At 41.7% G+C, this 25,014-nt stretch carries 20 protein-coding genes; 9 read left to right on the top strand and 11 right to left on the bottom strand.

Features of this window, described 5'->3' with window-relative positions; all coding sequences use genetic code 11:
- Positions 1-106: 106 nt before the first annotated feature.
- Together BS1321_RS11125 and BS1321_RS11120 are read left to right on the top strand one after the other, a co-directional pair.
- The gene (locus BS1321_RS11125; protein WP_063236128.1) at positions 107-571 is read left to right on the top strand and encodes a MarR family winged helix-turn-helix transcriptional regulator; all 465 of its coding nucleotides are present in this window, start codon (positions 107-109) and stop codon (positions 569-571) included.
- Positions 572-3,688, top strand: a complete 3,117-nt coding sequence (locus BS1321_RS11120) for an MMPL family transporter (protein ID WP_063236129.1) — start codon at positions 572-574, stop codon at positions 3,686-3,688.
- Positions 3,689-3,804: 116 nt separating this feature from the next.
- Here BS1321_RS11120 and BS1321_RS11115 read toward each other — a convergent pair whose 3' ends face one another.
- The 4 genes from BS1321_RS11115 to nagA form a co-directional block, all read right to left on the bottom strand.
- Complete coding sequence (locus BS1321_RS11115; RefSeq protein ID WP_063236130.1) at positions 3,805-4,527, bottom strand: SIS domain-containing protein; 723 nt, start codon at positions 4,525-4,527, stop codon at positions 3,805-3,807.
- A gap of 62 nt (positions 4,528-4,589) precedes the next feature.
- Positions 4,590-5,312 carry a GntR family transcriptional regulator gene (locus BS1321_RS11110; RefSeq protein WP_063236131.1) on the bottom strand — a complete coding sequence of 241 codons (723 nt, stop codon included), beginning with the start codon at positions 5,310-5,312 and terminating at the stop codon, positions 4,590-4,592.
- Between the two features lie 15 nt (positions 5,313-5,327).
- Positions 5,328-6,062 (bottom strand): glucosamine-6-phosphate deaminase, encoded by a 735-nt coding sequence (nagB, locus tag BS1321_RS11105; RefSeq protein WP_063236132.1) that lies wholly within the window; start codon positions 6,060-6,062, stop codon positions 5,328-5,330.
- Positions 6,062-7,240: an N-acetylglucosamine-6-phosphate deacetylase gene (gene nagA / locus BS1321_RS11100; RefSeq protein WP_063236133.1), complete on the bottom strand. Its 1,179-nt coding sequence runs from the start codon at positions 7,238-7,240 to the stop codon at positions 6,062-6,064. The genes nagB and nagA overlap by 1 nt, the downstream gene beginning before the upstream one ends.
- Positions 7,241-7,551: 311 nt before the next feature.
- Here nagA and nagE point away from each other — a divergent pair, with 311 nt between their 5' ends.
- A complete protein-coding gene (gene nagE / locus BS1321_RS11095) occupies positions 7,552-9,462 on the top strand; it encodes an N-acetylglucosamine-specific PTS transporter subunit IIBC (RefSeq protein WP_063236134.1) in 1,911 nt (636 codons plus the stop codon).
- 358 nt (positions 9,463-9,820) lie between these two features.
- Here nagE and BS1321_RS11090 read toward each other — a convergent pair whose 3' ends face one another.
- The 4 genes from BS1321_RS11090 to BS1321_RS11075 are packed head-to-tail and all read right to left on the bottom strand — an operon-like array spanning position 9,821 to position 13,671.
- On the bottom strand, positions 9,821-10,642 hold the full coding sequence (locus tag BS1321_RS11090; RefSeq protein ID WP_063236135.1) for an ABC transporter ATP-binding protein: 822 nt from the start codon (positions 10,640-10,642) through the stop codon (positions 9,821-9,823).
- 15 nt (positions 10,643-10,657) lie between these two features.
- A complete protein-coding gene (locus BS1321_RS11085; RefSeq protein ID WP_063236136.1) occupies positions 10,658-11,680 on the bottom strand; it encodes a FecCD family ABC transporter permease in 1,023 nt (340 codons plus the stop codon).
- A complete protein-coding gene (locus BS1321_RS11080) occupies positions 11,673-12,680 on the bottom strand; it encodes a FecCD family ABC transporter permease (RefSeq protein ID WP_063236137.1) in 1,008 nt (335 codons plus the stop codon). The genes BS1321_RS11085 and BS1321_RS11080 overlap by 8 nt, the downstream gene beginning before the upstream one ends.
- A gap of 22 nt (positions 12,681-12,702) precedes the next feature.
- Complete coding sequence (locus tag BS1321_RS11075; protein ID WP_063236138.1) at positions 12,703-13,671, bottom strand: iron-hydroxamate ABC transporter substrate-binding protein; 969 nt, start codon at positions 13,669-13,671, stop codon at positions 12,703-12,705.
- Positions 13,672-14,162: 491 nt separating this feature from the next.
- Between BS1321_RS11075 and BS1321_RS11070 the strand changes: the two genes are divergently transcribed.
- Positions 14,163-15,032 (top strand): alpha/beta hydrolase, encoded by an 870-nt coding sequence (locus BS1321_RS11070; RefSeq protein ID WP_063236139.1) that lies wholly within the window; start codon positions 14,163-14,165, stop codon positions 15,030-15,032.
- Positions 15,033-15,281: 249 nt separating this feature from the next.
- Here BS1321_RS11070 and BS1321_RS11065 read toward each other — a convergent pair whose 3' ends face one another.
- Positions 15,282-17,015, bottom strand: coding sequence for an AAA family ATPase (locus BS1321_RS11065; RefSeq protein ID WP_063236140.1), 1,734 nt, complete (start codon positions 17,013-17,015; stop codon positions 15,282-15,284).
- 250 nt (positions 17,016-17,265) lie between these two features.
- Between BS1321_RS11065 and def the strand changes: the two genes are divergently transcribed.
- Complete coding sequence (def, locus tag BS1321_RS11060) at positions 17,266-17,844, top strand: peptide deformylase (RefSeq protein ID WP_063236141.1); 579 nt, start codon at positions 17,266-17,268, stop codon at positions 17,842-17,844.
- 42 nt (positions 17,845-17,886) lie between these two features.
- Here the strand turns inward: def and BS1321_RS11055 are convergent, their stop codons facing one another.
- Both BS1321_RS11055 and BS1321_RS11050 read right to left on the bottom strand, forming a co-directional pair.
- Complete coding sequence (locus BS1321_RS11055; protein WP_063236142.1) at positions 17,887-18,588, bottom strand: SGNH/GDSL hydrolase family protein; 702 nt, start codon at positions 18,586-18,588, stop codon at positions 17,887-17,889.
- Between the two features lie 129 nt (positions 18,589-18,717).
- Positions 18,718-20,232 (bottom strand): MDR family MFS transporter, encoded by a 1,515-nt coding sequence (locus tag BS1321_RS11050; RefSeq protein ID WP_063236143.1) that lies wholly within the window; start codon positions 20,230-20,232, stop codon positions 18,718-18,720.
- Positions 20,233-20,361: 129 nt separating this feature from the next.
- Between BS1321_RS11050 and BS1321_RS11045 the strand changes: the two genes are divergently transcribed.
- From BS1321_RS11045 to BS1321_RS11030, 4 genes are all read left to right on the top strand, one after another.
- Positions 20,362-20,841 (top strand): MarR family winged helix-turn-helix transcriptional regulator, encoded by a 480-nt coding sequence (locus tag BS1321_RS11045; protein ID WP_063236144.1) that lies wholly within the window; start codon positions 20,362-20,364, stop codon positions 20,839-20,841.
- A gap of 190 nt (positions 20,842-21,031) precedes the next feature.
- Positions 21,032-21,877: an iron uptake system protein EfeO gene (gene efeO / locus BS1321_RS11040; protein WP_063236145.1), complete on the top strand. Its 846-nt coding sequence runs from the start codon at positions 21,032-21,034 to the stop codon at positions 21,875-21,877.
- A complete protein-coding gene (gene efeB / locus BS1321_RS11035; RefSeq protein WP_063236146.1) occupies positions 21,878-23,164 on the top strand; it encodes an iron uptake transporter deferrochelatase/peroxidase subunit in 1,287 nt (428 codons plus the stop codon).
- Positions 23,165-23,250: 86 nt separating this feature from the next.
- Positions 23,251-25,005 (top strand): FTR1 family iron permease, encoded by a 1,755-nt coding sequence (locus BS1321_RS11030; RefSeq protein ID WP_063236147.1) that lies wholly within the window; start codon positions 23,251-23,253, stop codon positions 25,003-25,005.
- Positions 25,006-25,014 lie beyond the last annotated feature (9 nt).

The raw sequence follows: 25,014 nt of genomic DNA, 5'->3' as shown, positions 1-25,014 counted from the left end.
AAGTTAAACTGGAAATAATAAACTGTCATGGGATTGACATAATAAATAAAACAATAGTAATCTACATATAGTTAAATGACTGAACTACTTTTTGGGAGGTGCAACGATGACTAATGAAAGAGTTTCTGGCTTGATTGATCGATATATGAAGGTTTCCTTCTATGTCAATAAGATGGGGGAGCTTTTAATAAAAGATCAGATTTGTGATGTGCTGACGAACGAACAATACTATACTTTACGGTTCATTCAACAACAGAGGTTGTGTACATCGACGGAAATCAGTGATGCCTTTTATATTAATAAGAGTGCCGTCACTTCCAACATCAACAGGCTGGAAGGCAAAGGATTGATAGAACGGGAACAGGACCTGGTTGACCGAAGGGTCTTTCACTTGAAGCTTTCCATAGAGGGGGAAGCATTGTTACAGGAAACGGAAAATAAGATTCATAAATTGGTAGAGAGCATCATGACGAAATTCGATTATGAAGAGATTGTTAAATTCCTTGATACATATGAGAAACTTTCACAAATTTTCATTCAAATGAAAAATGAGCAATGGGAGGAAATATAAATGAGGGGGATCATAAAGGGAAGATGGCTGGTCATTATCGCTTGGGTTGCAATTACGGCAGGTTTATTGTTTGCGGCACCGAATATGGCGGACCTTGTCCGGAATAAGGGACAGCTGGATGTACCGGCAGAGTATTCCTCTGGGCTGGCCAATGAGCTACTGAAAGAGATCCAGGATGAGGATGAGTCACAAGTGGCTCTCGTATTTCATAGTGATAAGAAGTTGTCTTCCTCGGAATTGAAAGAGATTGAGATAGCGATCCAAAAGCTTGAAAAGAATAAAACAGAGCTTGGCATCAAAGAGATCATGACCCATTTTAAAGAGCCCTCGCTTAAGGAACAGTTGGTCTCGGAGAATGAATCAACAGTTTTGACATCTATCACGATGGTCAAGGGGGACCGGGAAGCTAAGGAAGTGATCGATGCCCTTTATAAAGAGTTGGAACAAGTGGATGTCGAGCATTATTACACAAGCAGCTGGATGATCGATGAAGATCTTAATACCAATTCCCAAGAGGGGCTGAAGAAAACTGAAGGCATCACGGTTGTCTTCATTATGGCTGTATTGCTAATAGTCTTCCGTTCAGTGGTGACACCGATCATTCCGTTAGTAACAGTCGGTTTCACTTATTTATGTTCACAATCCATCGTCTCATTCCTGGTGGATAAATGGGACTTTCCGATTTCGTCTTACACCCAAATATTCCTGGTAGGTATTTTATTTGGAATTGGGACTGATTATTGCATCTTGCTTCTTAGTCGTTTCAAGGAGGAGCTATCGTCAGAGGAGTCCTTACCTGAAGCCATCGTGGAGACATACCGAACCGCCGGTAAGACGGTCTTCTTCAGTGGGCTGACCGTAATGATTGGCTTTGCGGCAATTGGTTTTTCTACTTTTAAGCTCTATCAATCTGCGGCGGCCGTTGCCATAGGGGTTTTCATTTTAATGATCGCCCTTTATACAATCGTTCCATTTTTCATGGCGGTTCTTGGCAAGAAGCTATTCTGGCCGGCAAAAGGCAAGCTTGCGCATAGTGAAAGTAAACTATGGGGAATTCTGGGTAACTTCTCCTTGAACCGCCCATTGTTGGCGCTAATGATCGTTGCAATCGTCTGTGTTCCCTTTTTGTTTATGTATGATGGGAAGATTTCTTATAACTCCCTTGAAGAAGCGGGTGATGACGTTCCTTCCATCATGGCATTTAATATCATTTCCGATGAATTCGGCCCTGGACAATCCATGCCAACACAGATTGTCATCAAAAATGACGAACGTATGGATTCGGAAGATTACGTCGCACTTGCTGAAAAAATCAGCCAGGAAGTCGTCAAGGTGGATGAAGTCGATGTAGTTCGATCCATGACCCGCCCGACAGGTGAACCCATTAAGGACTTATTTGTCTCCAACCAAGCCGAAACTTTGGAAAAGGGAATCGGGGAAGGAAATGAAGGCATTAAACAAATCAGTGATGGATTAAAAACGGCAGGCAGTGAGCTTTCCGATTCAGGACCGCGCTTGAAGCAAGCGACAGACGGAATAGGGGGTCTCATTTCCGGGACCAATGAATTAAAGAGCGGCGTAGGTCAGGTGGAGAAGGCGTTAACAAGCATTGAAGCAGGCATTCGCGATGGTTCTTCAGGAACTAGGGATATAAAAAACGGACTGAATGAGGTCAAGGCAAACTTGGAGAAGCTCGCCACCGGAAGCGGACAGCTCCTCGAAGGGTATAAACAATCAGCTAATGGGTTAGGTGAGCTCACAGGCGGATACAAAGAGATTCAAACTAACCTTATGGGCGTATCACAAAGCCTTGCTGGTTTAAATCCTTCCTTTGAGCAAATGGAAGCCACTCATCCAGAATTACAGGCGGATGAGTCCTATCAAACGATCAAACAAACAGTACAAGGGGCACAGGGGGGGTTGGAGCCCATGGCAGCAGGCCTTTCCGAGCTCAATAGGAATCTTGGTTCAGTGTCCGAAGGATTGAATACGGAGAACCAAAATATGGCAGAGATCGTAAAGGGTCAAAGTTCTCTTGGGGAGGGCCTGAACCAATTGATTTCAGGTGTTGACACTTTACAAAAAGGTCTAAGCACGATGGCCAATGGTCAGAGTGAAGTCATAAATAATCTGTCAGGATTTAAAGGAGGCCTTACTAGCTTAAGTAATGGGCAGCAAGAACTCCTAAATGGTTTTTCAAGCCTCGGCGGGCAACTTACTGATTTGACAGATGGCTTAAATGAAAGTGCGGATGGTCTAAATGAAGTCCATGATGGTCTATCGTCTGCACAGGGTTATTTATCAGGACTGGCAAAAACGGATAAAACGGTAACAGGCATGTACATTCCCAAAGAAGTAGTCGAAAGCGAAGAATTCGGGGAAGCATTGAACGCGTATTTATCTGAAGATGGTAAAATCATGACCATGGATGTGGTATTCAAGGCGAATCCATATTCCAATGAAGCAATCGAGCAAATCGATTCGATTGAGGCAACCGTTGAAAGAGTAACGAAAGATACAAAACTTGAAAATGCGCAGGTGGCGATAGGGGGAATCACAAGTACACATCATGACTTGGGCACGATGTCAGAAGAGGATTTCTCACGGACGGTCGTTTTGATGCTGTCGGGTATCGCAATCATTCTCTTTTTCATGCTGCGATCTCTGGTCATGCCAGTCTATTTGATTGTGTCGCTCGTTTTGACTTATTATACAGCGGCAGCCATTACAGAGTTGATTTTTGTTAATATTCTCGGTTATGCCGGCATCGGCTGGGCAGTTCCTTTCTTTGCTTTCGTCATCTTGATTGCTCTTGGCATAGACTATAGCATTTTCTTGATGGATCGCTTTACCGAGTGGAAAGATAAACCGGTCAAGGAAGCGATGTACTTGTCCATGAGAAAAATGGGAACGGTGATCATCTCGGCGGCTGTCATTCTGGGCGGAACCTTTGCTGCCATGATGCCAGCAGGAGTTCTATCGCTCTTGGAAATAGCCACTTTAATATTGGTGGGGCTTGCTTTATATGCGTTTGTCATATTGCCATTGTTTATTCCGGTGATGGTTGCGACGTTTGGAAACGCGAATTGGTGGCCGTTTTTAAAAAATAAGGAATAAAGGGGAGTACCCCTTAAATTAAAGAAGGCATCCGCATGGATGCCTTCTTTAATATTTATCGTGACTGCTTTATGAGGAACATAAAAGCTTATGTATTCCTTTGTGGCTAAACCGATTCATAATTGGGGGATTCTTGTTTTATATTTCGCGATGATCTTTTGATTGTGTTCATCTGCCCCTTCGATATTACTGCTTAGGAATACGGGAGGGGTCTTCCCTGATTCAATAATCGTTTGGATGACTTGCGTGAAAATCATATTGAGGAGAACGGCCCCGATCACGGTCGATCCAGAACCAAAAGATATATTATTTGATTTCAGTAATGTGTCACCTTTGGAAATATGATTGTCTATGACCAAATCAACGACATCGTGGAGATAATGCTTCTGTTTATGCCGTGAAGGACAACTTTTTGCATACTCCGGTGATGTTAGTCCAATGACAAAGGCTCCTTTTTCTTTTGCGATAGTGGCGACATCTATGGGAACGGGATTTACGCCGGATGATGAAATGACGATACAGACATCACCAGGACGGATATCCTCATCATGCATGAATTTCTCTGATAGGTCATTTTGCCGTTCGAGTTGGGAAGACCTTGAAGCTCCCTTAAAAAGCATCAAATCTTCAACGAAAATAGGACGAATTGCGGCTAACCCACCTGCCCTGTAGAATACCTCTTCTGTCAAAATATGAGAGTGTCCGCTGCCGAATAGATGGATGATTCCATCTGACATCACTGCTTTTGAGATATGTTCCACAGATTCCTTAATTGATTGCTTTTCCTGTTCTCCCACAATTGTGAGTAAAGCCTGCACTTCTTCAAAGTATGAGTTCATATATGTGACACCCTCCGATTACCTTGGCAATTAAAAGACTATAGTGATGAAAATATTCAATTTTATCTGCTTATAGTGATAGTGAACTTATACCTGTCCGCACGATAAGCCGATTTAACATATTCAAGGGGAGTTCCATCTATTAGGAACGTATGCCTTTGAATGAATAGTATGGGGGAGTGCTTTGGAATCGCTAAATGGGTGACTTCTAATTCAGATGCAATCGATGATTCCAACGTTTGTGTAGCATAGTCTATTTTAAGTTTAACGTAATTCTCCACATATTGGTAAAGAGAAAGGTTTATGATTTCTTCCGTTAATCCTTTAATTAAATTGGCAGACATGTACACGGTCTCGAGCGCCATTGGAACATCATCAGCCAACCGAATGCGTTTTATTTCATAAACGGGAGCATAAATGGAAATGTTCAATTCACTGGCAATTTTCTTATCAGCCGGAATGATTTCAAAGCTCAGCAGCTTACTGCTTGGGTTTAATCCCCGGGCTTTCATGTCCTCGGTAAAACTGGTCAACCCATTGAGCTGCTGCTCCAACTTCTTATCGGCAACAAAGGTTCCCCTTCCTTTTTGACGGTATAGGTATCCGTCATTCACCAAATTATTTATGGCTTGCCGGACGGTCATCCTGCTAATTTCGAATTGCTCGGCATATTCACGTTCAGATGGAAGGGCATCGTGCGCATGGAACTCACCGTTTTCTATTTGTCTTTTTATTTGTTCTTCGATTTGAAAATAAATCGGAAGAGGTGAGTTTTTATCAATCATCGACTTTCGCTCCTTTTAGGGTATTATCACTCCGGATAACGCTTTTTGGTCTGCGATAATTGTAACACTATTATGTTTTTTAAGGATAGATGCAGGGAATTCCTCGGAAATGTCACCGTGTATCAATTTCTTCAAGGTTTCGGCTTTTTCTTCACCAGATATAAGCAGCAGAATTTCTTTGCTTTTCATGATTGTTGAAATGCCCATCGTAACGGCATGTGTAGGAACTTCGTCAATGGAATCGAAATAACGTGCATTCGCTTGGCGCGTTGAATCTTCAAGTGTCACGACATGTGTACCGGATGTGAATGAAGTTCCAGGTTCATTAAAACCAATATGGCCATTTTGCCCAATACCAAGTATCTGAAGATCGATCCCTCCCACGGAATCAATCATTTCGTCATACCGTTTACATTCTCCGTTGGTGTCATCGGCTGTGCCATTTGGTAGGTGAGTGCGCTCCTTATTTATATTGATGTGAGTGAATAAGGAGTCATCCATATAATAATGGTAACTGTTTGGATCATTTGGTTTTAATCCGATATACTCATCAAGATTAAAAGACGTTACATTTTCATAAGAAGTATGATTACGCACGTGATCTTCAATCAAATTATCGTACATTCCTTTAGGGGTACCGCCTGTTGCAAGGCCCAATTTGATATTTGGATTTGCTTTGACTTTTCCGGTCACTATTTCTGCAGCTGTCCGGCTCATTTCCATGTAGTCCTGCACTTGTATGATTTTCATTATACATTCTCCTTTTTAAAAGCTAAATTTCCTCTGCAGAACGTCATTTCAACGTCCAAGCGGTCATTCAATATTACAAGATCGGCGTCTTTTCCGACCTGGATGCTTCCTTTTCTGTCAAAAATCCGAAGCTGTTTGGCAGGGTTTTCTGCCGTCATTTTTATAATGTCAGTCATGGAACAATCGGTATATTCCAGTGTGTTCTTGATGGCATCATTCATTTTCAATATACTGCCTGCTAGAGTACCGTTTGAAAGCGTTGCTTTCGTTTCGTTTACATACACAGGCTGACCACCTAAATCATAGGTTCCCTTTTCAAGCCATTTGGCACGAAGCGAGTCCGTTATCAAGATCATGCGTTCACTGGTAATCTGGTTATATGCCAGCTTCACCATTTCCGATCTGCAGTGAATGCCGTCGGAAATAAGTTCAACATATAGCTCGTCTCGAAGATAAGCAGCCCCCAAAACACCAGGTTCGCGGTGATGGAGTCCACGCATCCCATTATAAAGATGTGTAACGTGGGTAGTTCCTGCCTGGATAGCTTCATCTATTTGGTCATATGTTGCATCTGAATGTCCAATAGAGGCGACAACGCCAGTTCCCCTTAAGTGAGCGGCAAGGTCTAATCCATTTGGTTGTTCAGGAGCAAGCGTTACTAGCTTGATTTGATTTTCGGCCATTTCCTGCCACCTTTTAAATAGAGTGACATCAGGATCAATGATATACTCCTCAGGCTGTGCTCCTTTACGGGCAGGTGAAATGAAAGGACCTTCTAAATGGATCCCAACTATTTCAGCGTGTTCTTGAGTTTGATTTTCGATATATTTACCAGCATTAAGAAGTGCTGATTCAATGGCTTCGGTAGATTGAGTCATTGTAGTGGCCAGAAAGCTGGTGGTTCCTTCCTTGGGAAGAGTCTCTGCCATTGTGGATAATGCTTCATGTGTGGCATCCATTGCATCGGAATTGGATGCTCCATGAATATGAATGTCGATGGCACCGGGAATTACCTGATAATCCGGTGAAAGAGTAATTACCTTGGCATCATCATCCTGTTTGTATTGGCTGACTGGACCAACTTCGGCAATTTTTCCATCCACGACTTTAATATACCCATTTTTGTATGTTTCCTTTTCGCCATGAACTATTAGATTATTAATAATGAATGTTTTCATACATAATCTCCTTTATGAAAGTAAAACTTAATGAATGAGTCATGAAATGGTCTCATATATTTTGCCCTCATTTTATCGTTTTTATCAAAAGTTGTCTAGACCAGTTGAGGCGTATCAGGAATAAAAAAGCTTTTTTTGCTTCATTTTCGAAGAATATAGTATATTTTTAAGTAAATTGGTATAGACATCTATATATTTTCTGTGCTAGTATAAGCCAAAGAAAAGTTATTATATTGATAAAATGAAAACGCTTTATACGTCTTTTCGTTCTGCTGAATCAAAAGAAGTTAGGAACAAGGGAGATGAGTTCGATGTTAAATTTTTTACAAAAGATTGGTAAGGCTTTAATGTTACCGATTGCTGTTTTGCCAGCAGCGGCTTTATTGCTTCGTTTAGGGCAACCAGATTTACTTAATATTCCATTTATGGCTGCCTCGGGACAAGCTATTTTTGATAATCTTGCCATATTGTTCGCTTTAGGTATAGCGATTGGATTATCCAAAGATGGAAGCGGTGCTGCGGCATTGGCAGGTCTTGTTGGTTACTTTGTTTTAACGAATGGTACACAAGCGATTAATAAAGATATCAACATGGCTGTTTTAGGCGGTATTATATCCGGTATAGTTGCCGCTCTTCTATATAATAGATACTCCGAGATAAGACTCCCTGAATGGCTTGGATTCTTTTCAGGGAAACGATTCGTCCCGATCATCACTTCGCTTGCGATGATTATACTTGCGGCAATATTCGGATTTGTTTGGCCGCCGATTCAAGATGTAATCAATAGTGTTGGAGACTGGATTACAGGTGCAGGGGCATTGGGTGCCGGCGTATTCGGCGTATTGAATCGCTTATTGCTTCCAGTAGGACTGCATCATGTCTTGAATAGTATGGTTTGGTTCGTCTTTGGTGAGTACAATGGAGCGACAGGTGATATAAATCGTTTCTTCGCAGGGGACCCGACTGCTGGGCCCTTCATGACCGGCTTTTTCCCGATCATGATGTTCGGTCTTCCAGCTGCGGCATTAGCGATGATTGCAGCTGCTAAGAAAGAGAAACGTAAATTGGTGACGGGGATGCTTGTTGGGTTAGCTTTCACTTCTTTCCTTACAGGAATCACTGAACCGATTGAATTTCTGTTCATGTTCATCGCACCGGTGTTATATGTAATACATGCCCTGTTAACCGGGGTCTCTCTGGCACTTGCTGTTATATTGGATATCCATCATGGTTTTGGATTCTCCGCAGGAGCCATTGATTATTTCTTGAACTTTGGTATTGCGCAAAAACCGCTATGGTTAATACCGATTGGCTTAGTATACGCGGCAGTTTACTTCGTGATTTTCTATTTTGTCATCAAGATCATGGATTTAAAAACACCTGGCCGTGAAGACGATGAGGAAGAAGTGGAAGAAGAAACTATTGTGAAAACAGGAGATAAATATACCGATATGGGATCGCTTTTCATACAAGATCTTGGCGGTAAAGAGAATATAAAACTAATTGATAACTGTGCAACACGCTTGCGTTTACAAGTGGCCGATTCAGGAAATGTGAATGAAGCAGCCTTAAAAAGGCATGGTGCGCGCGGTGTCATGAAGTTGAATAAATCTAGTGTGCAGGTCATTGTTGGAACGAATGTTGAATTCGTTGCAAATGCGATGAAACAACTAGTCAAGAATGGCGTTGACCCAAGCCAAGTGAAAACAAGTCCATCCGCACAAGTGGCAGAGGATAGAATGGAAGAAAACCAAGCTTTGGGTGCAAATGACTTTGTCCTTCCAATTGAAGGAAACGTTTTACCGATAGATCAAGTTCCCGATCAAGTGTTTGCTATGAAAATGATGGGGGATGGCTTTGCTATCGAGCCAGTCAACGGAAAACTAGTATCCCCAATCGATGGGGAAGTCCTAAGTATCTTCCCGACAAATCATGCACTAGGATTGAAAATGGATAATGGTCTGGAAATTCTGATCCATGTTGGCTTAGATACAGTTAAATTAAATGGAGAAGGGTTTACATCTCTTGTGCAAGAAGGTCAAAGAATAACAAAAGGAACACCTCTTTTGGAAATTGATTTAGATTTCATAAAACGGAATGCACCATCAACGGTCACTCCTATTATATTCACTAACTTACCTGAAGGAACGGCAGTGAAATTGCAAAAGTCAGGGATCCAGAAACAAAATACACCAGATATCATCCAGTTGGAAAAACTATAAAACGTGTAAAAAAGGGGATGTCGACTTGTCGACATCCCTTTAGACTGTAGACAAACTCAAAGAAAAGCGAGTTTGCCTGCAGTTTTTTTATGGTTTGTACAATTTGGATGTTGATTTCCGCTCAAGAAACTTGCTTTCCGCGGGCGGTCGTGGAGCCTCCTCGGCTTGCGCCTGCGGGGTCTCCCCTAGACGCGATTTTCTAAGCAGGAGCCTCGCACACCCGCTCCAATCAACTATGTTATAAAATTTAGATGGAAACAATACCTGAGGAGTTGAAGGTGTTGGTTTGGGTCAGTTGATTCGGGAATATCATTTGATGAAATATACGTTTTCCGAACCACTTTTAGAAGCACACCTTTTAATTGGATAAAACAGCTTCTTTATATACTTCTTGCTGTGATAAATTGTCATAACCAAAACAAACGGGAGCCCCATTGGCAGGATCTATCATCACCCTTGCCTGAATACGAAAGACTTCTTCTAAAACGGCAGGTGTAATGATTTCGCCCGGGGTACCGATTTTAATGATTTCTCCTTCCTTCATCGTTATGATTTCATGTGAAAACCGAGACGCATGGTTGATATCATGCAATACCATCACGATGGTTTTTTTTTGTTCCCTGTTAAGCCTCTCAACAATTTGTAAAACTTCTAGTTGATGAGCCATATCAAGGTAGGTGGTAGGTTCATCTAGTAATAAAATCTCCGTTTGCTGTGCTAAAGCCATTGCTAGCCAAACTTTTTGTCTTTGACCACCGGAAAGATTTGCGATCTGCCGGTTTCGAAATGAAAGGGTTTTTGTGATATCCATGGCCCATTCAATCGTTTCTTTATCTTCTTTAGTTAGTTTATTTACATTATTGCGGTGCGGATACCTTCCATATGAAATAAGTTCCTCTACCTTCAATTGGGCTGGTGCAACCGGGTTTTGGGGAAGTAATGCCAAGTGCTTGGCAATCTGTTTGGTATGGATTTTATGTAATTCCTGACCTTGTAAATAAACGCTTCCGCTCTTTTGTTTTAGAATACGGCCTATCGTTTTCAGTAATGTGGATTTACCACATCCATTCGGACCAATGATGGTCGTGACCAGCCCCTTTTTTATTTCTAAATTCAAGTCTTTGAATACCGTGAATTTCTCGTAATTCGTTTCCAGATTTTCCATACGGAGAATACTCACTTATCATCTCTCCTTCTATGCTTTTGCTTTAATTAATAAATAGAGAAAATATGGTACACCAATAATTGAAATGACTATCCCAACTGGTAATTCAGCGGGTGCAAAAAAGGTTTTTGCGATAAAGTCGGATAGGATGACCAGTAATGCGCCGACTGCCCCGGATACGGGGATGACTTGATTGTGATGGATTCCTACAAGATGCTTGGATATGTGGGGAGCCATTAAACCTACAAATCCAATATTGCCCGAGACGGAAACACAGGCGCCCACTAACCCGATACTGCAGAGCAAGAGGATGATTGTTTCCCTTTCCACTGAAATCCCCAAACTTTTTATACTCGATTCTTCCAATTGATACAAATCCAGTAAATACGCTTTTTTCTTAATAATGGGGATCAAGATTATCATCCAAGGTAGCATGGAAGCGATGTATTTCCAATTAGCATCATAGATCGTTCCTGAGAGCCAAACCGTTGCCATTTCGAAATCCGTGGAATTCATTTTTAATGATAAATATAAGGAAAGGGCTCCAAAAGCTGAGCCAATGGCGATACCGGTCAATAAAAGCCTGCCCGTATCGAGTGTCCCATTTTTCCACGAAAAAAGGAAAATCAATAGGGCGGCCAAAAGACCGCCAACCAACCCGAACAACGGTAAGCTTATAATGGAGAACCAATCCGGACTAGCATTATGACCTTGATAGAAAAACATGAAAATGACAATGGCCGTACCAGCCCCGGCATTAATACCCAAGATCCCCGAATCGGCCAATCCATTTTTCGTAACGCCTTGGATGACGGCTCCTGCAATTCCTAAACTCAGTCCCACCAAACCGGCGATTACAATGCGGGGGAGCCTGAAATCAAAGATGACCAAATCATAATCGGACATTGGATTCACCCTGAATAATGTCTGAAAAACAGCTTTGATGGTCATGTCGAATGTACCGCTTATTAAGCTAAAATAACTTGAAACAACGATTAAACATACAATGATTGTCATCGTGATGGTGAATCGCCACCGTGAATTCTTATCCATTCTTTTCTCCTCCTCTAGTTCTGATTAAGTACAGGAAGAAAGGGATTCCAATCAAGGAAGTAACGACTCCTATGGGGGTTTCGAATGGGTAATTCACAAACCTGCTCAATACATCGCACAGAGCTAGAAAAACGGCACCGATTACACCTGCACAAGGAATGACCCACTTATAATCTATCCCAATTAAAAAACGGGTAATGTGAGGAATGATAAGCCCAACAAAGCCGATTTTCCCTACTAGGGCAACGGCAATTCCTGTTAAACATATGACGGAAAGGAGGGCCGCTGCTTTTACCAGCTTTGTGCGTTGACCTAAATTAATCGAAATTTCATCGCCTAAAGATAAAATGGTAATGGACTTAGAAATGCATAGAGCAAGAATGATTCCCACCATTCCACAAGGAATCGCCAATTTTAGTACATTGGGATCGATCTGGTGCAGCCTGGAGTTGTACCAAAAACTTACATTTTGGGAAATCTGGAAATAGGATGCTATGGCAGCCGAAATACTGCTTAGAAATGTCCCGATGACGGTTCCGATTATTGCCAATCGAACGGGGGATAATCCATTTGGAAGCAGCGATCCAAAACCAAATACAATCCCGGCCCCCAATGCAGAACCTATCATGGAAAAGAGGATCATTTGGAAAGAAGACATACCCGGAGCAAAAACCATACAAAGTGTAATCATGAAAGCAGAGCCATCAGTCACTCCCATAATTGAAGGGGATGCAAGATAATTTCTTGTCATCCCCTGCATGAGTGCTCCTGATATGGCTAGAAATGCCCCGACAAGGAGGGCACCCAAAACTCTAGGCAAGCGAGAAGCCATAATGATGGTATGGTCGACGTTACCAGAGTCATAGTGGAAAATCGCATTCCATACCGTAATGGAATCTATATTTTTGGCACCGTATAAAATGGATAAAACAATCGATATACAAATTAATAGAGGTGCCATACAAAGAATTATTATTGGTAATGAATTTGTTTTTGCCATATCATTCAACGCACCTTACTGTTTATTTAGCTAATTCTTCCGTGGCAGCCTTCAGGAAGGCCGTTTTACTCCAAGCCGTTCCACCTTGAGCAAGAGGATCAACCGAGTTTACAAACACTTTATTATCTTTTACTGCCGTGATGCTCTTCCAGATTGAGTTATTTTGCAGTTCTTTTAAAGCTTCAGGTTTTTGTGCATTTTCACTTTCCGTGAATTGTAAGAAGATATAGTCTGGGTCCAGTTCCGCAAATTTTTCTAGTGAAATCATTTCTTGCGCTTTAATAGGCTTTATTTCTTCAGGGACAGTCAAACCTAAATCTTTATATATAACTGGGTTGAAATACACATCCTCAGGATAAAGGAAGAGGCTGCCGTTCCTGATTCTCACCACTAAAGCCTTTTTATCCTTCAGTTTTTCACCAATTTCCAGTTTTGCTTTTGCGGCATCATCATTATATTTTGTAATGATTTTTTCAGCTTGATCTTTTTTACCGGCAAGGCTGGCCATTAACCGCAGGTTGTCTTCCCAATTTGTCGAAATATGTGAATAAGGGAATGTTGGCGCCACTTTTTCCAACTGTTCCGTCACATTAGCTGGAGATTTAGAAGACCACATGATGACATCAGGTTTCATATCAAGGAGGGTTTCATAGTTCGGTTGCATTTTTTCGCCGATGGACTTAGCACCTTCGAGGTCTTTAGCTAAATATTCAGGTATTTCTCCACCTACAGTAACAACACCAGAAGGTTTAATCCCTAATATCGCTGCATCTTCCATTGATTCCAAACTCGCAGTTGCAATATTGGTCACCTTGGATGGAATTGTATATTCTTTATCCAGATAGGATATGGTCTGTGTTTCTTTTTTTGCCGAATCCGTCACTTTGCTTTTTTCTGAAGCATCGCTTGAAGTCTTTTCGGCATTGCCGCAAGCGCCAAGTCCTAAACTGAATACTGTTGCCATACCAAGTACGAATAATTTCTTTTTCATTTGTCGATTCCCCTTTTTAGATTTATAGAATATAAAATTTATCGCTTCTTCATGGTTCCTGCAGAAAAACCTTTATTGGTTATGACCGACTTTTTCACTTCCTTTACCAGCTGAGTTGCAAAAAAAAATGAATATTTCTATGTAATGATTGATAACGATTATCATTATCACTTTAACATGCTATTAAATATATAATTAATTTTTTATTTATTCAAGAATAATTTTCCAAGGTAATGTTATTGGTCATTCAAAAACGCTTTAAAAATTAGGGAAGAAAGGGAAGGGAAAGCTCCTTTTTGTAAAATGATAGGGGGAGAATTATCAGCGTATGGTTGATATATTAATTGAGAAAGATTATCATTATCGGTGTCATGGTAATCTTTCTCAATTTCATTCTTTTAAACTAGGCTGATATTAAGAGAGCTTGAATTATTTGAGAAGTGAAAAATGAATAAAATTACTAGTATTAGAGGTTGGGGGAATTCATTTAGATGATGCATAAAAAAATGGACAAAAGCGTAATGGACAAAACTACTGCCGGTACAGAGGTTACGATTAAAGGAACTCAACAGTTTCTCATGCATTCGAGTAGTGGGGAACGTGAATACCAAATCTTTGTCTCAAAGCCATTGGAAGAGCCGCCACCCTCGGGATATCCGGTCATTTATTTGCTTGATGCCAATTCTGTATTTGGAACGATGGTTGAGGCGGTACGATTGCAATCACGCCGGCCGGAAAAGTCAGGGGTGGTTCCCGCCATCATTGTGGGTATTGGATATGCCACCAATGCACCATTTTCTTCTGAACGTTATTATGATTTCACTCTGCCTGTTGCGGTTAACGAGTTACCTGTAAGACCAGATGGAAGTCCATGGCCTTCACATGGAGGAGCGGAAAACTTTCTGAGATTCATAGAAGAGGATTTAAAACCGGAGATCGATAAAAGATTTAAGGTCGATCATAATAGCCAAACGCTCTTCGGGCATTCCCTTGGCGGCCTTTTCGCTTTATATGTTCTTTTTGAAAATCCGTATGCTTTCCAAACTTATATAGCTGGAAGCCCATCTCTCCATTGGAATAAAAAGTGGTTCCGTGAGGAGGAGGATAGGTTTCTTTCTCGATTAAATCAAGGAAATGGTGATATTTCTTTATTGCTTGGCGTGGGGGAGCTGGAGGGCACCCATAAAAGCGGCATGAACGAAAATGCTTTAGAATTATCAAAACGATTATCCTTGAAGGATAGCGGAGTGAATGTTCAATTCAAGGAGTTTGAAGGGGAAGGGCATCTTTCGGTTTTACCACCTTTGATTAACAGGGCCTTACGTTTTGCTTTGAAGAGAAACGTGCCTGGTAAGGAATAGGTCTTTCTCAGTAAATCCATGGAAGGCACTTGACCAAATATTGTTCTTTGGATTGCAGCAACAAGGGCAGGAAAAACCGTAAAGGAACATATCGTGTTGAATAGGATGAGGAATTTCCATCTGGTTAATTCCCCTGCATCATTTCTGCTTTTCGGCTTGCCTGCATATATGATCAAAAAAAAGAGCCTGTTCGATTGAAAACAGGCTCTACATATTATATTAGGTCTTAAGACTCAGTAAAAAAGAGTATTATGCATTCGAGCATATGCCGGTCATTTCTGATGCATCGACGATACGCTGAACTTCTGATCCATCGAGTGTCTCTTTTTTCAATAACTCTTCAACGAGCTCTTCATACTGTATGCGATTCGAGTCAATCAACATTTCCGTTTCAGAAATCGCCTTCGTGAATAATTCCTGCATCTTTTGCTCCTTCTCACCTTTATTAAAGGTGAGGGTAAATCCATCCTGAAGCATTCCGGTATCGACCATTTGTTCAAGCAGGTGTTTCGCCTGTTGTACATCTCCGCCTACACCGATGCTATGTTCTCCTAAATACATTCTTTCAGCCACGCCACCTGCTAAGATCATTTTGACTTGATCAAGCAATTCACTGGCTGTTGCCAGATGGAGTTCTTTTGGTATAGGCGCTACATATCCAAGGGCTTCCCCACGCGGAATGATGGTCGCCTTTCGAACGGAACCGGGCTTTGTCAAAGCTGCAATCAGGGCATGTCCACTTTCATGAATGGCCACGCGACGCTTCGTATCCGCATCATTCAAGGTACGTGATGTCGCTCCAAGTATCGTACGGTCAATGGCGTAATCAAGATCCTGTTTACGAATCATATCCTGTTCATTCCTCAGGGCATGACGTGAGGCAGTATCGAACAGTGAGCTTAAGTCAGCGCCGGAGAAACCGGATGTACTTTCAGCCAACTCATCCAGGGAAGCAAGGACATCTGTCGCCAGACGCTTGCCCTTCGTATGAATATCGATGATTTCCTTTCTTCCTTGTGTATCTGGAAGAGGAACTTGGAAAGAAAAATCGATCCTGCCCGGACGTAGAAATGCCTCATCAAGCATATCTTTCCGGTTGGTCGCTGCAATGAATAAAATGCCTTCATTTGGATGGCCTCCATCCAATTGCACAAGCAGTTCAGTTAACGTTTTTTCGCCTTCTTCCCCGCCATGAGCTTTCCTTTTACCAGCCAACGCGTCCACTTCATCGATGAAAATGACAGCTGGCGATTGCTTACGTGCATTTTGAAAAAGGCTGCGGACACGGGCTGCACCGACGCCAACAAACATTTCGTTGAAGGCTGAACCGCTCGTTGAGAAGAAGTTTGCACCAAGCTCTTTTGCGATTGCCTGTGCAAGCAGCGTTTTCCCCGTTCCAGGGGGGCCGTATAATAAAATGCCTTGAGGCGGTTTAATTCCAATCTGTTCTGAACGCTCAGGCTCCTTTAATGTAGTAAGGGTCTGTAGGAGTTCTTGTTTGATTTCGGATTGCAAGCCGCCTACATCATCCAAAGTTATCTCTGGCAGGGGCTTTGGGGTGGAAAGGCTTTGCTTTTTACTGCCGATCCGCAATCCGCCCTTTGATTTTTTCTGTATAATGACAGCGGTTGTGACGAGAGCCGCCATTAATCCGCCTAAAATCCATAATGCTGATTTATTAGTTGATGAAAAAGAATATTGAACGTTATAAGTTTCGACAAGTTTATTGATCATTTGACTGTTAGGAGGAATACTGGAAACGTATTCTCCATCTGGTGTGGAGATGTGAAGAGTGCCATTTCTTTTTTCTTCAATGGTGACAAGGGCTCCATCTTGGGCTTTAATCGTCTTTTCCACCGAAGAAAAAGGAATGACCATATCCTTTGACTGAGTAACAACATACCAACTGATTCCAGAAATTATCACAATGAGAGCCGTCAGGAACGGCAGCAATTTCGAAACTAATTTAGAGTTCGAGTTCAATTTTTCATCTCCTTTAAGTATATATATTCAGTATAAAACTTTTAAACATGTAATCTATAGGTCTTTATGCCTTGAATTAAAGGTAAATAATGTAAAAGTAAATAAATAATGATTATTATGGAAGTTTAAAGAGTTCGGATTTTAGAAATTAGTTAATCTAACCAGCATATTAGACTTTTTAAATGTGAAATGCTAAAGTGAAATGGTCTAAGTCATGAAAAAATAAAATGGTAGAAGAGTGTGAAGTTCTATGAGTAAATTTATAAAAGACTATATGATTACGATGAAGGATATCGTTAGAGAAGGGGATCCCATTCTGCGTCAGGTAACGGATGAAGTTAGCCTGCCGATTTCGGATGAAGATCGTGAAACGTTGGAATGCATGATGCAATACCTGAAAAACAGCCAGGACCCAAAACTCCAAAAGAAGTTCAACTTGCGTGAAGGAGTTGGGTTGTCTGCAAATCAGATAGGCTTGAATAAACGCATGTTCGTCATGTATTTTCCCGACGAAAAGGGGAAGCTGTTTGAATATGCCCTTGTGAATCCGAAAATCATCAGTCATTCGGCCACAATGATCTATTTACCGCAAAGTGAAGGCTGCCTTTCTGTCGACCGTGATATTAAAGGATATGTACCGCGTTATGAACGGGTTAAAATTAAAGCGGTGGATGGTAATGGTGAGGAAATAGTGATGCGGCTGAAGGGCTTTGCCGCAATCGTGTTTCAGCATGAGTTAGATCATTTAAACGGGATGATGTTTTATGACCGGATCAACACCGAAAACCCTTTCAAGCTTCCGGAAAACGTGGAAGTGAAAAGTCTGTAAGGCCAGAAAAGGCAAAGCGCCATGCTTTGCCTTTTTACTGTTTTATGGCTGCGGATGTATATCCTCTTCCATATGCTTCCGCAAATCACTGAATATGGCCATGCCCATTTGCTGGTACCCTTCTGAAGTGAGGTGGATGCCATCATCGCTAATCAAGCGATCCAAGTCGCCGGAGGATTTAATATAGGAACGGACATCGATCAGAGGCACCTTTAGCTCCAATGCAAGGTTTTTCAATTGGCGATTATACATCCCATGCCAATGTTCAATACCACCGACATGGGAAACGAAATGCCCTATCGAATGACCGAACTTATCAGCGATAGATCTGTAATACCTGGCAGGATCAAGTGGCGGGAGAGTTAAAAGAAAAGGTGTTACATGCTTGTCCTGAACCTGCTTGACAAGTTGTGTGATATTTTCCAGGTAGCGTTCGATTGGAACGATAGGCTCATGGTCGCCTTCTGGATTCTTGGCCACTTCGTCCCAATGGAAGTTACAGTCGTTTCCACCGACCTCTATTAATACGATATCGGGATTTTCCGACATGACGTCTTTCTCGATCCGGCTAACCAACAGGTCGGAGTTGTCATTGAAAACCCCTTTATTCAAAACTTCCACGAATGGCAAAGATTCTGTTAGTTTAGCTAAAGAGTTAGGATAATTTTCTTTAATGATGCGAAGGCGCCCCCTAACATAAGATATGCCTCTGGTTAAACTGTCTCCAAAACATACGATCTTCAAACTTCTCACCTCGGAATGTGAATGTGTTACTTATATTTTAGTAGTGGAATGATTTTTCGGCAATCTTAACCTCCTTTATAGAAGGGAGATGAAAATAACAAAAAGCGCTGGAAGTGCAGCGCCTTTTGTTTATTGCAATGATTCCTTTTTTGAAGGTGTTTCCACTCTTGTTTTTCCCATGAAGAACACAGTGATTGCTGCAAGACCGATCGGAATGAGAGCCAAGGTGAATATTAATGAAATCGAATCGGACATCGCATGAACGATTTTATCGAGGATAAAGTCCGGAATCTCCGCTCGTGCGTCCGATTGGAAGAGCTGACGTGGGTCCTCCATCAATCCGGCTGTATCCGGACTTCCTTGCATTCCTTTAAATGCGTCAGTCATTTTACTTGTGAATACATTGGTCTGAATCGCTCCATAAATCGTTACACCGAGTGTCATCCCAAAAGAACGGAGGAATGAGTTTGTTGAGTTGGCCGACCCCCGGAATCTAGGTTCCAAGTTGTGAATGGACGCAATAGGCAAAAGGGAGAAGGAAAAGCCCATGCCAAAACCAGTCAGAATCATGTACAAAGTTAATAAAGTCCTGCTGGTATCAGGGGTGATGGTCCCTAATAGAAGCATTCCTGCAAAATAACAGATGACGGAAATCGTCATTAAGTTACGAAAGCTTGTCTTTGTATTGAATATCCCGCCAACTGCACTGCCGAATACAGAACCAAGCATCATGGGAGTGAGGATCAATCCGGCATTTGTTGCGGAACCACCGTAAACTGCCTGCACGAAAATCGGGATATAGACGGTTAAAATAATGAATGTACCGCCATAAAGAATGGCTAAGATCTGAGAAGTGGCAAATAATCGCCTTTTAAACAGCCATAATGAAATGATTGGATCTTTTGCTCTTTTTTCGAAAAAGAAAAATGAAACGAAGAAAACCACAAAACTGGCAAACAGACCTATGATAGGAGAGGAACTCCAGCCATACTCGCCGCCCAGTTCGAGAGCGAACATTAAGCTGATAACGGCAATGACGAGAGTTGCTGCGCCACCCCAATCAATTTTTTGCTCTTGGGTGTTGGGTGACTCCTTGTAATAATTCCAGATGAAAAATAAAGAAATGATTCCAATCGGAACATTGACGTAGAAAATCCAGTGCCAGCTGGAGTATTCAGTAATATAAGCACCTAAAAGTGGTCCCAATACGCTTGAGGCCCCAAATACAGCGCCGAAAAGGCCAGTTAATTTTCCGCGTTTTTCAGGTGGGAAAATATCGAAAATGATCGTAAAGGCTATAGGCATCAAAGCGCCTCCGCCTATCCCTTGGATTGCACGGAAGATACTTAACTGCACTATGCTCTGAGCCATACCACATAATGCGGAACCGATTAAAAAGACTATAAGTCCAAAAATAAAAAACCTCTTTCTTCCATACATGTCGGAAAGCTTACCGAATATAGGCATACTTGCCATCGTGGCGACCATATAGGCAGATGTCACCCACACAAACTTATCAAATCCGCCTAAATCAGAAACGATCGTTCCCATTGCAGTCGCAACAATCGTATTATCCATTGCTGACATCAAGATACCCAATAGTAAACCGGCAACAATGAATTTTTGTTTTTTTTGAACGTTCATTTATTTTCCTCCTTCGTCTCAACCAGCCAATGAATTTCCTTTACATGGTTGAAGGGTAAACGTTAAGATTAAACAAAACATTTATCTTGAAAATCAAGATAAATTTAAGTGTAAAAGGGGTGGCATTTTATGTCAAGCGATAATAGGGTGAATGCAGCTCTGTTAGAGAGTTTAACACACAGATTGCAGCGGTATGGAATGAGATCCGTTTTATTTCAACAAAATATGGCCCAGAAAATAGGAGTTTCCCATACGGACTTAAAGAGTGCTGAAATATTGAATGAAACAGGACCGATAACCGCTGGTGAATTATCCAAAATTACAGGATTGAGCACGGGCTCGGTTACTGCACTGATCAATCGCCTTGAAAAATCCGGTTATGTTAGAAGAGAACGAGATCAATTGGACGGAAGAAGGGTAATGATCGTGCCGATACCCGAAAGACAGGAACAGATTAAATTGCACTATCAATCGCTCTCTGTGGCAACAAAAGATTTATGCTCCGCTTATAATGAGCAAGAACTAATATTGATCAATCAATTTGTTGAGGATATCACAAAAATCATGGAAAAAGAAAATGACAAGTTAATGAGTGAGCGGGAAAGGTAGCCGATATGAAGGCCGCCTTTTTTATTTTTAGCCAGCTGGCAGCTCCTTATCCTACGAAAGCAAAAGGGATAGAGGTGTTTTTATTTAAAGAGAATGAATAATGTCACATTTCCATTAAAATATATATTGATAATGATTTTCATTATCTGATAATATGAATCTACAAATCATTTCAAAGGGAGAATACATTATGAAGAAAGCAAAGGCGTCATTAGCAGTCTTACTATCAACCAGTCTATTATTTGGCTGTGCGCAGGAAAAGGAAGGAACTAAGCCGGCAGATGATAACGCCAAAGAGGCAAGTGCTAGTAAGCTTGATGATGTATCCAGCGAGTACCGGGAATATGCGATTGGTGAAATAGAAGAGTTTGTAGACGCAACGGAAGAATTCACTACGGCCGTATCTGCCGGTGATATTGAAAAGGCGAAGGAATTATACGCACCAGCCCGCATGCATTATGAGAGAGCGGAACCCATCGCTGAAGTATTTGGAGATCTTGATCCCAAAATTGATGCGCGTGAAGGGGATGTCAAAGATGAAGAATGGGGCGGTTATCATCGGATTGAAATGGGGTTATGGGAAGAAAATACAACGAAGGGATACGAAAAGTATGCAGATCAATTAATGAGTGACGTCAATTTGCTTCGTGCCAAAGTTGAAACGGTTGAGGTAACACCTGATTTGTTGATCACGGGTGCGGTGGATTTATTGAATGAAGTTTCCACGAGTAAAGTGACAGGAGAAGAGGACCGATACTCCCATACCGATTTATATGATTTCGTGGCAAATGTTGAAGGTGCAGAGAAAATCTATGAACTGCTTAATCCAGCGCTAAAAGAAAAGGATGCGAAGCTTGCTGCGGAAATCCAACAACGTTTTGACGATGTATACGGCTTGCTTGAAAAGCATAAGGAAGGGAATGGCTACATCTCATATACGGATTTAAAGGAATCTGAAGTCAAAGAGTTAAGCCAAGCAATTGATGCATTAGCTGAACCACTTTCGCAAATAGGGATTGTAACGGAGGAATCTTAATTGAAAGAACATACGCCGAAAGATGAAATCGGTCTTTTTACAAAAAAAGTGAGTCGTCGAAATATGTTGAAAACGGCAGGAGTCGGTGGAATCGGAGTCGTGATAGGAGCGTCTGGATTTGGAGGGCTGCTGACACTTTCTGAACAAAGGGCAAAGGGACAAACTAAGGATATTGTTCCTTTTTATGGAGAGCGTCAAGCCGGTATAACCACTGAAGCGCAAGATAACCTTTACTTCGCATCATTGGAAGTAACCACAGATAAAAGGTCCGATTTAATCCAGTTATTTAAGGATTGGACAGAGGCTGCGGCACAGATGACAGCGGGGAATTTGATTGGCGAAGCATCACTTAATACTAATATGCCCCCAAAGGATACGGGGGAGGCGAAAGAATTATCACCTTCCAATTTAACGATCACTTTTGGAGTGGGTCCGACCCTGTTTTCGAAGGATGGCACAGATCGATTTGGTTTGAAATCTAAAAGACCTGCTGAATTAAAGGACCTGCCCAAATTTCCTTTAGATGCGTTAGAAGATGAATGGAGCGGTGGGGATATTTGTATTCAAGCATGTGCAGATGATCTTCAAGTGGCTTTTCATGCCGTCCGGAACTTAGTGAGGATCGGAAGAGGGAAAACGATCATTCATTGGGCACAAACAGGTTTTCAACGGACTAAGCAAGCCGATTCACAAAAAACGACACCGCGGAACTTATTCGGGTTTAAGGATGGGACTGTCAATCCAGATACGAATGATAACAAGGAAATGAATGAGCATGTTTGGGTGAAGGCTGAGGACGGTCCTGACTGGCTTGTTGGAGGCAGTTATATGGTGGTGCGCCGAATCCAGATGTACATTGAAGTTTGGGACCGGACAATATTGAAAGAACAAGAAAATACGTTTGGCCGTCATCGTGACAGTGGAGCTCCACTAGGAATGAAGAATGAGTTCGATACCGTGGATCTCGAAGCTAAAGACCCAAATGGAAACCGGATCATTCCAGAAGATTCGCATATGAGTCTCTCCAGGGGGGACGGAAAAGCAAAGATATTGCGGCGTCCATATTCTTATGCTGATGGAATGGATCCTAAAACAGGAAGCTTCAATGCCGGCTTGCTATTCATTTGTTTTCAGCGAAACCCAAGTAAACAATTCATTCCCATACAAGAGCGACTAGCGAAAAATGATAAGCTCAACGAATATATCGTTCACAGGGGCAGTGCCATGTTCGCTTGTTTACCAGGTGTGAAAAAGGGTGGCTATATTGGGGATTCACTTTTTGGATAAATATAATTTCAAATGAGGACGTGAAAATCGCCAGCATGGATATTATCCGGTTGGCGATTTTAGTTCATGAAAAAGGAGGGAACAGTATGACCGTTTCTAAATGGAAGAGTGGGATATTGGTTTTAATAGTCAGCCTTTTATTTCTTTCGACTGCTGTAAGGGTTGTTTCGGCGGGTGAAAACCATGATCAGCTTTTTGTTTATATTGGCGATAGCCTAATGAAGGTAAAATCCGGAGACCTTGAGGAAGTATCGAAAAATATCGATCTATTCGAGAAAGATTGGAAAACGATTAAAACGGACAGCGCAAGTGCGAGGAAAGTCGATGAGAGGCTATCCGCGGTAAAAAGTGCTGTGAGAGACCAAGCCTCCATAGATGAAATCAAGAAGCGATTATCGGCATTATCAAGTACTCTTGTTATTTATGATACCAAGGAAAACCCTGTTGATAAGACGGACTATAAAGAACGGTTAGAAGCGATACTTCCTTTAATAGGTGAGTTGGACGCTTCGATAACTGAAGGTGACTTTGATCAATCTAAAGTTCTATATACCGACCTCCTGAATCAATGGACCGACGCAGAGGTCATTGTCAGGGAGAAAAGTGTAGCTACATATGGTGAAATTGAAACGAAAATGGCCTTTGTACGAATAGCGGTTACCCAAGACCCGCCTGATCCGGAAAAAGCCCAAAAAAATCTAACTGAATTGAAGGGTCTAATCGAGGATTTCCTTGCTGGTAAAGTTGAAGAAGGGAGCCAGAAGAATACCTATTCACTTGGGGATGTAACGCAACTTTTACAAGGAAGTGCAACGGATATTGAAAAGGATGACATCGATTCCGCCGTTGATCAGCTAAATGAAATTTTAACAATTTGGCCTAATGTCGAAGGGGAGGTTTCCACAAGGGACAGCAAGCTTTACAGCGATATGGAAACGAAAGTCCCTACCGCAATCAGCCTATTGCAGTCGAAAAAGGTAAAGGCGGAGGAAGCGAAGGGAATCGTATCCGATTTAAACACAAGGTTACTCCCTTTAATTGATGATACGAGTTATACAACATGGGATGCCGCGCTGATCCTTTTACGGGAAGGGCTGGAGGCACTCTTGATTGTAGCTACATTATTGTCTTTCCTAAAGAAAATCGGGCAAGCGGACAAACAAAAATGGATTTGGACAGGGGTTGGTGCGGGTTTAGTTGCCAGTTCCATATTGGCGGTCATAATCAATATCGTTTTCTCTCAGATCACAGCTGCGTCAAGCAGGGAATATATTGAGGGAATCACTGGGATAATAGCCGTATTGATGATGTTGACAATTGGTCTTTGGCTTCATAGTAAATCGAATGTCCATGCATGGAACCGGTATATCGACAAACAAATGAACCAAGCCATTGCAACGGGAAGCATCATCTCTTTCGCTTTAATCAGTTTTCTATCCATATTCCGTGAAGGTGCCGAGACCATTATCTTTTATGCAGGAATGGCTCCTTATATGGAATTAAAGCAGCTGCTGAGCGGGATTTTTCTTGCCTTCCTCATATTGGTGATAATAGGTTTCGTCATGTTGCGTTATAGTGTGAAATTACCGATGACCCTATTCTTTAAAGTGGCAACAATACTCATATATGCCTTGGCTTTCAAGATTCTTGGAGTCTCCATCCATTCGCTTCAAGTATCGCAAATGATACAGACAAATACGATCAGCTCCTTCCCGTTTGTAGAAACGATAGGTCTTTATCCAACAATGGAAACGCTGGTGCCGCAAGCTGTATTAATTTTGCTGATTGCATTGGCCACTATTTGGGTCAAAAGGAGCAATTCCTTACGTGCAACCAAATAATAAATGGGA

It is taken from the genome of Peribacillus simplex NBRC 15720 = DSM 1321, assembly GCF_002243645.1.
Classification (GTDB): domain Bacteria; phylum Bacillota; class Bacilli; order Bacillales; family DSM-1321; genus Peribacillus; species Peribacillus simplex.
Note: the sequence above shows the minus strand (reverse complement) of the source record. Positions and strands in the feature narration are given on the sequence as shown.

Coding starts and splice junctions, on each gene's coding strand:
- BS1321_RS11125 (WP_063236128.1), top strand. CDS start 107: ATGACTAATGAAAGAGTTTCTGGCTTGATTGATCGATATATGAAGGTT.
- BS1321_RS11120 (WP_063236129.1), top strand. CDS start 572: ATGAGGGGGATCATAAAGGGAAGATGGCTGGTCATTATCGCTTGGGTT.
- BS1321_RS11115 (WP_063236130.1), bottom strand. CDS start 4,527: ATGAACTCATACTTTGAAGAAGTGCAGGCTTTACTCACAATTGTGGGA.
- BS1321_RS11110 (WP_063236131.1), bottom strand. CDS start 5,312: ATGATTGATAAAAACTCACCTCTTCCGATTTATTTTCAAATCGAAGAA.
- nagB (WP_063236132.1), bottom strand. CDS start 6,062: ATGAAAATCATACAAGTGCAGGACTACATGGAAATGAGCCGGACAGCT.
- nagA (WP_063236133.1), bottom strand. CDS start 7,240: ATGAAAACATTCATTATTAATAATCTAATAGTTCATGGCGAAAAGGAA.
- nagE (WP_063236134.1), top strand. CDS start 7,552: ATGTTAAATTTTTTACAAAAGATTGGTAAGGCTTTAATGTTACCGATT.
- BS1321_RS11085 (WP_063236136.1), bottom strand. CDS start 11,680: ATGGATAAGAATTCACGGTGGCGATTCACCATCACGATGACAATCATT.
- BS1321_RS11080 (WP_063236137.1), bottom strand. CDS start 12,680: ATGGCAAAAACAAATTCATTACCAATAATAATTCTTTGTATGGCACCT.
- BS1321_RS11075 (WP_063236138.1), bottom strand. CDS start 13,671: ATGAAAAAGAAATTATTCGTACTTGGTATGGCAACAGTATTCAGTTTA.
- BS1321_RS11070 (WP_063236139.1), top strand. CDS start 14,163: ATGATGCATAAAAAAATGGACAAAAGCGTAATGGACAAAACTACTGCC.
- def (WP_063236141.1), top strand. CDS start 17,266: ATGAGTAAATTTATAAAAGACTATATGATTACGATGAAGGATATCGTT.
- BS1321_RS11050 (WP_063236143.1), bottom strand. CDS start 20,232: ATGAACGTTCAAAAAAAACAAAAATTCATTGTTGCCGGTTTACTATTG.
- BS1321_RS11045 (WP_063236144.1), top strand. CDS start 20,362: ATGTCAAGCGATAATAGGGTGAATGCAGCTCTGTTAGAGAGTTTAACA.
- efeO (WP_063236145.1), top strand. CDS start 21,032: ATGAAGAAAGCAAAGGCGTCATTAGCAGTCTTACTATCAACCAGTCTA.
- BS1321_RS11030 (WP_063236147.1), top strand. CDS start 23,251: ATGACCGTTTCTAAATGGAAGAGTGGGATATTGGTTTTAATAGTCAGC.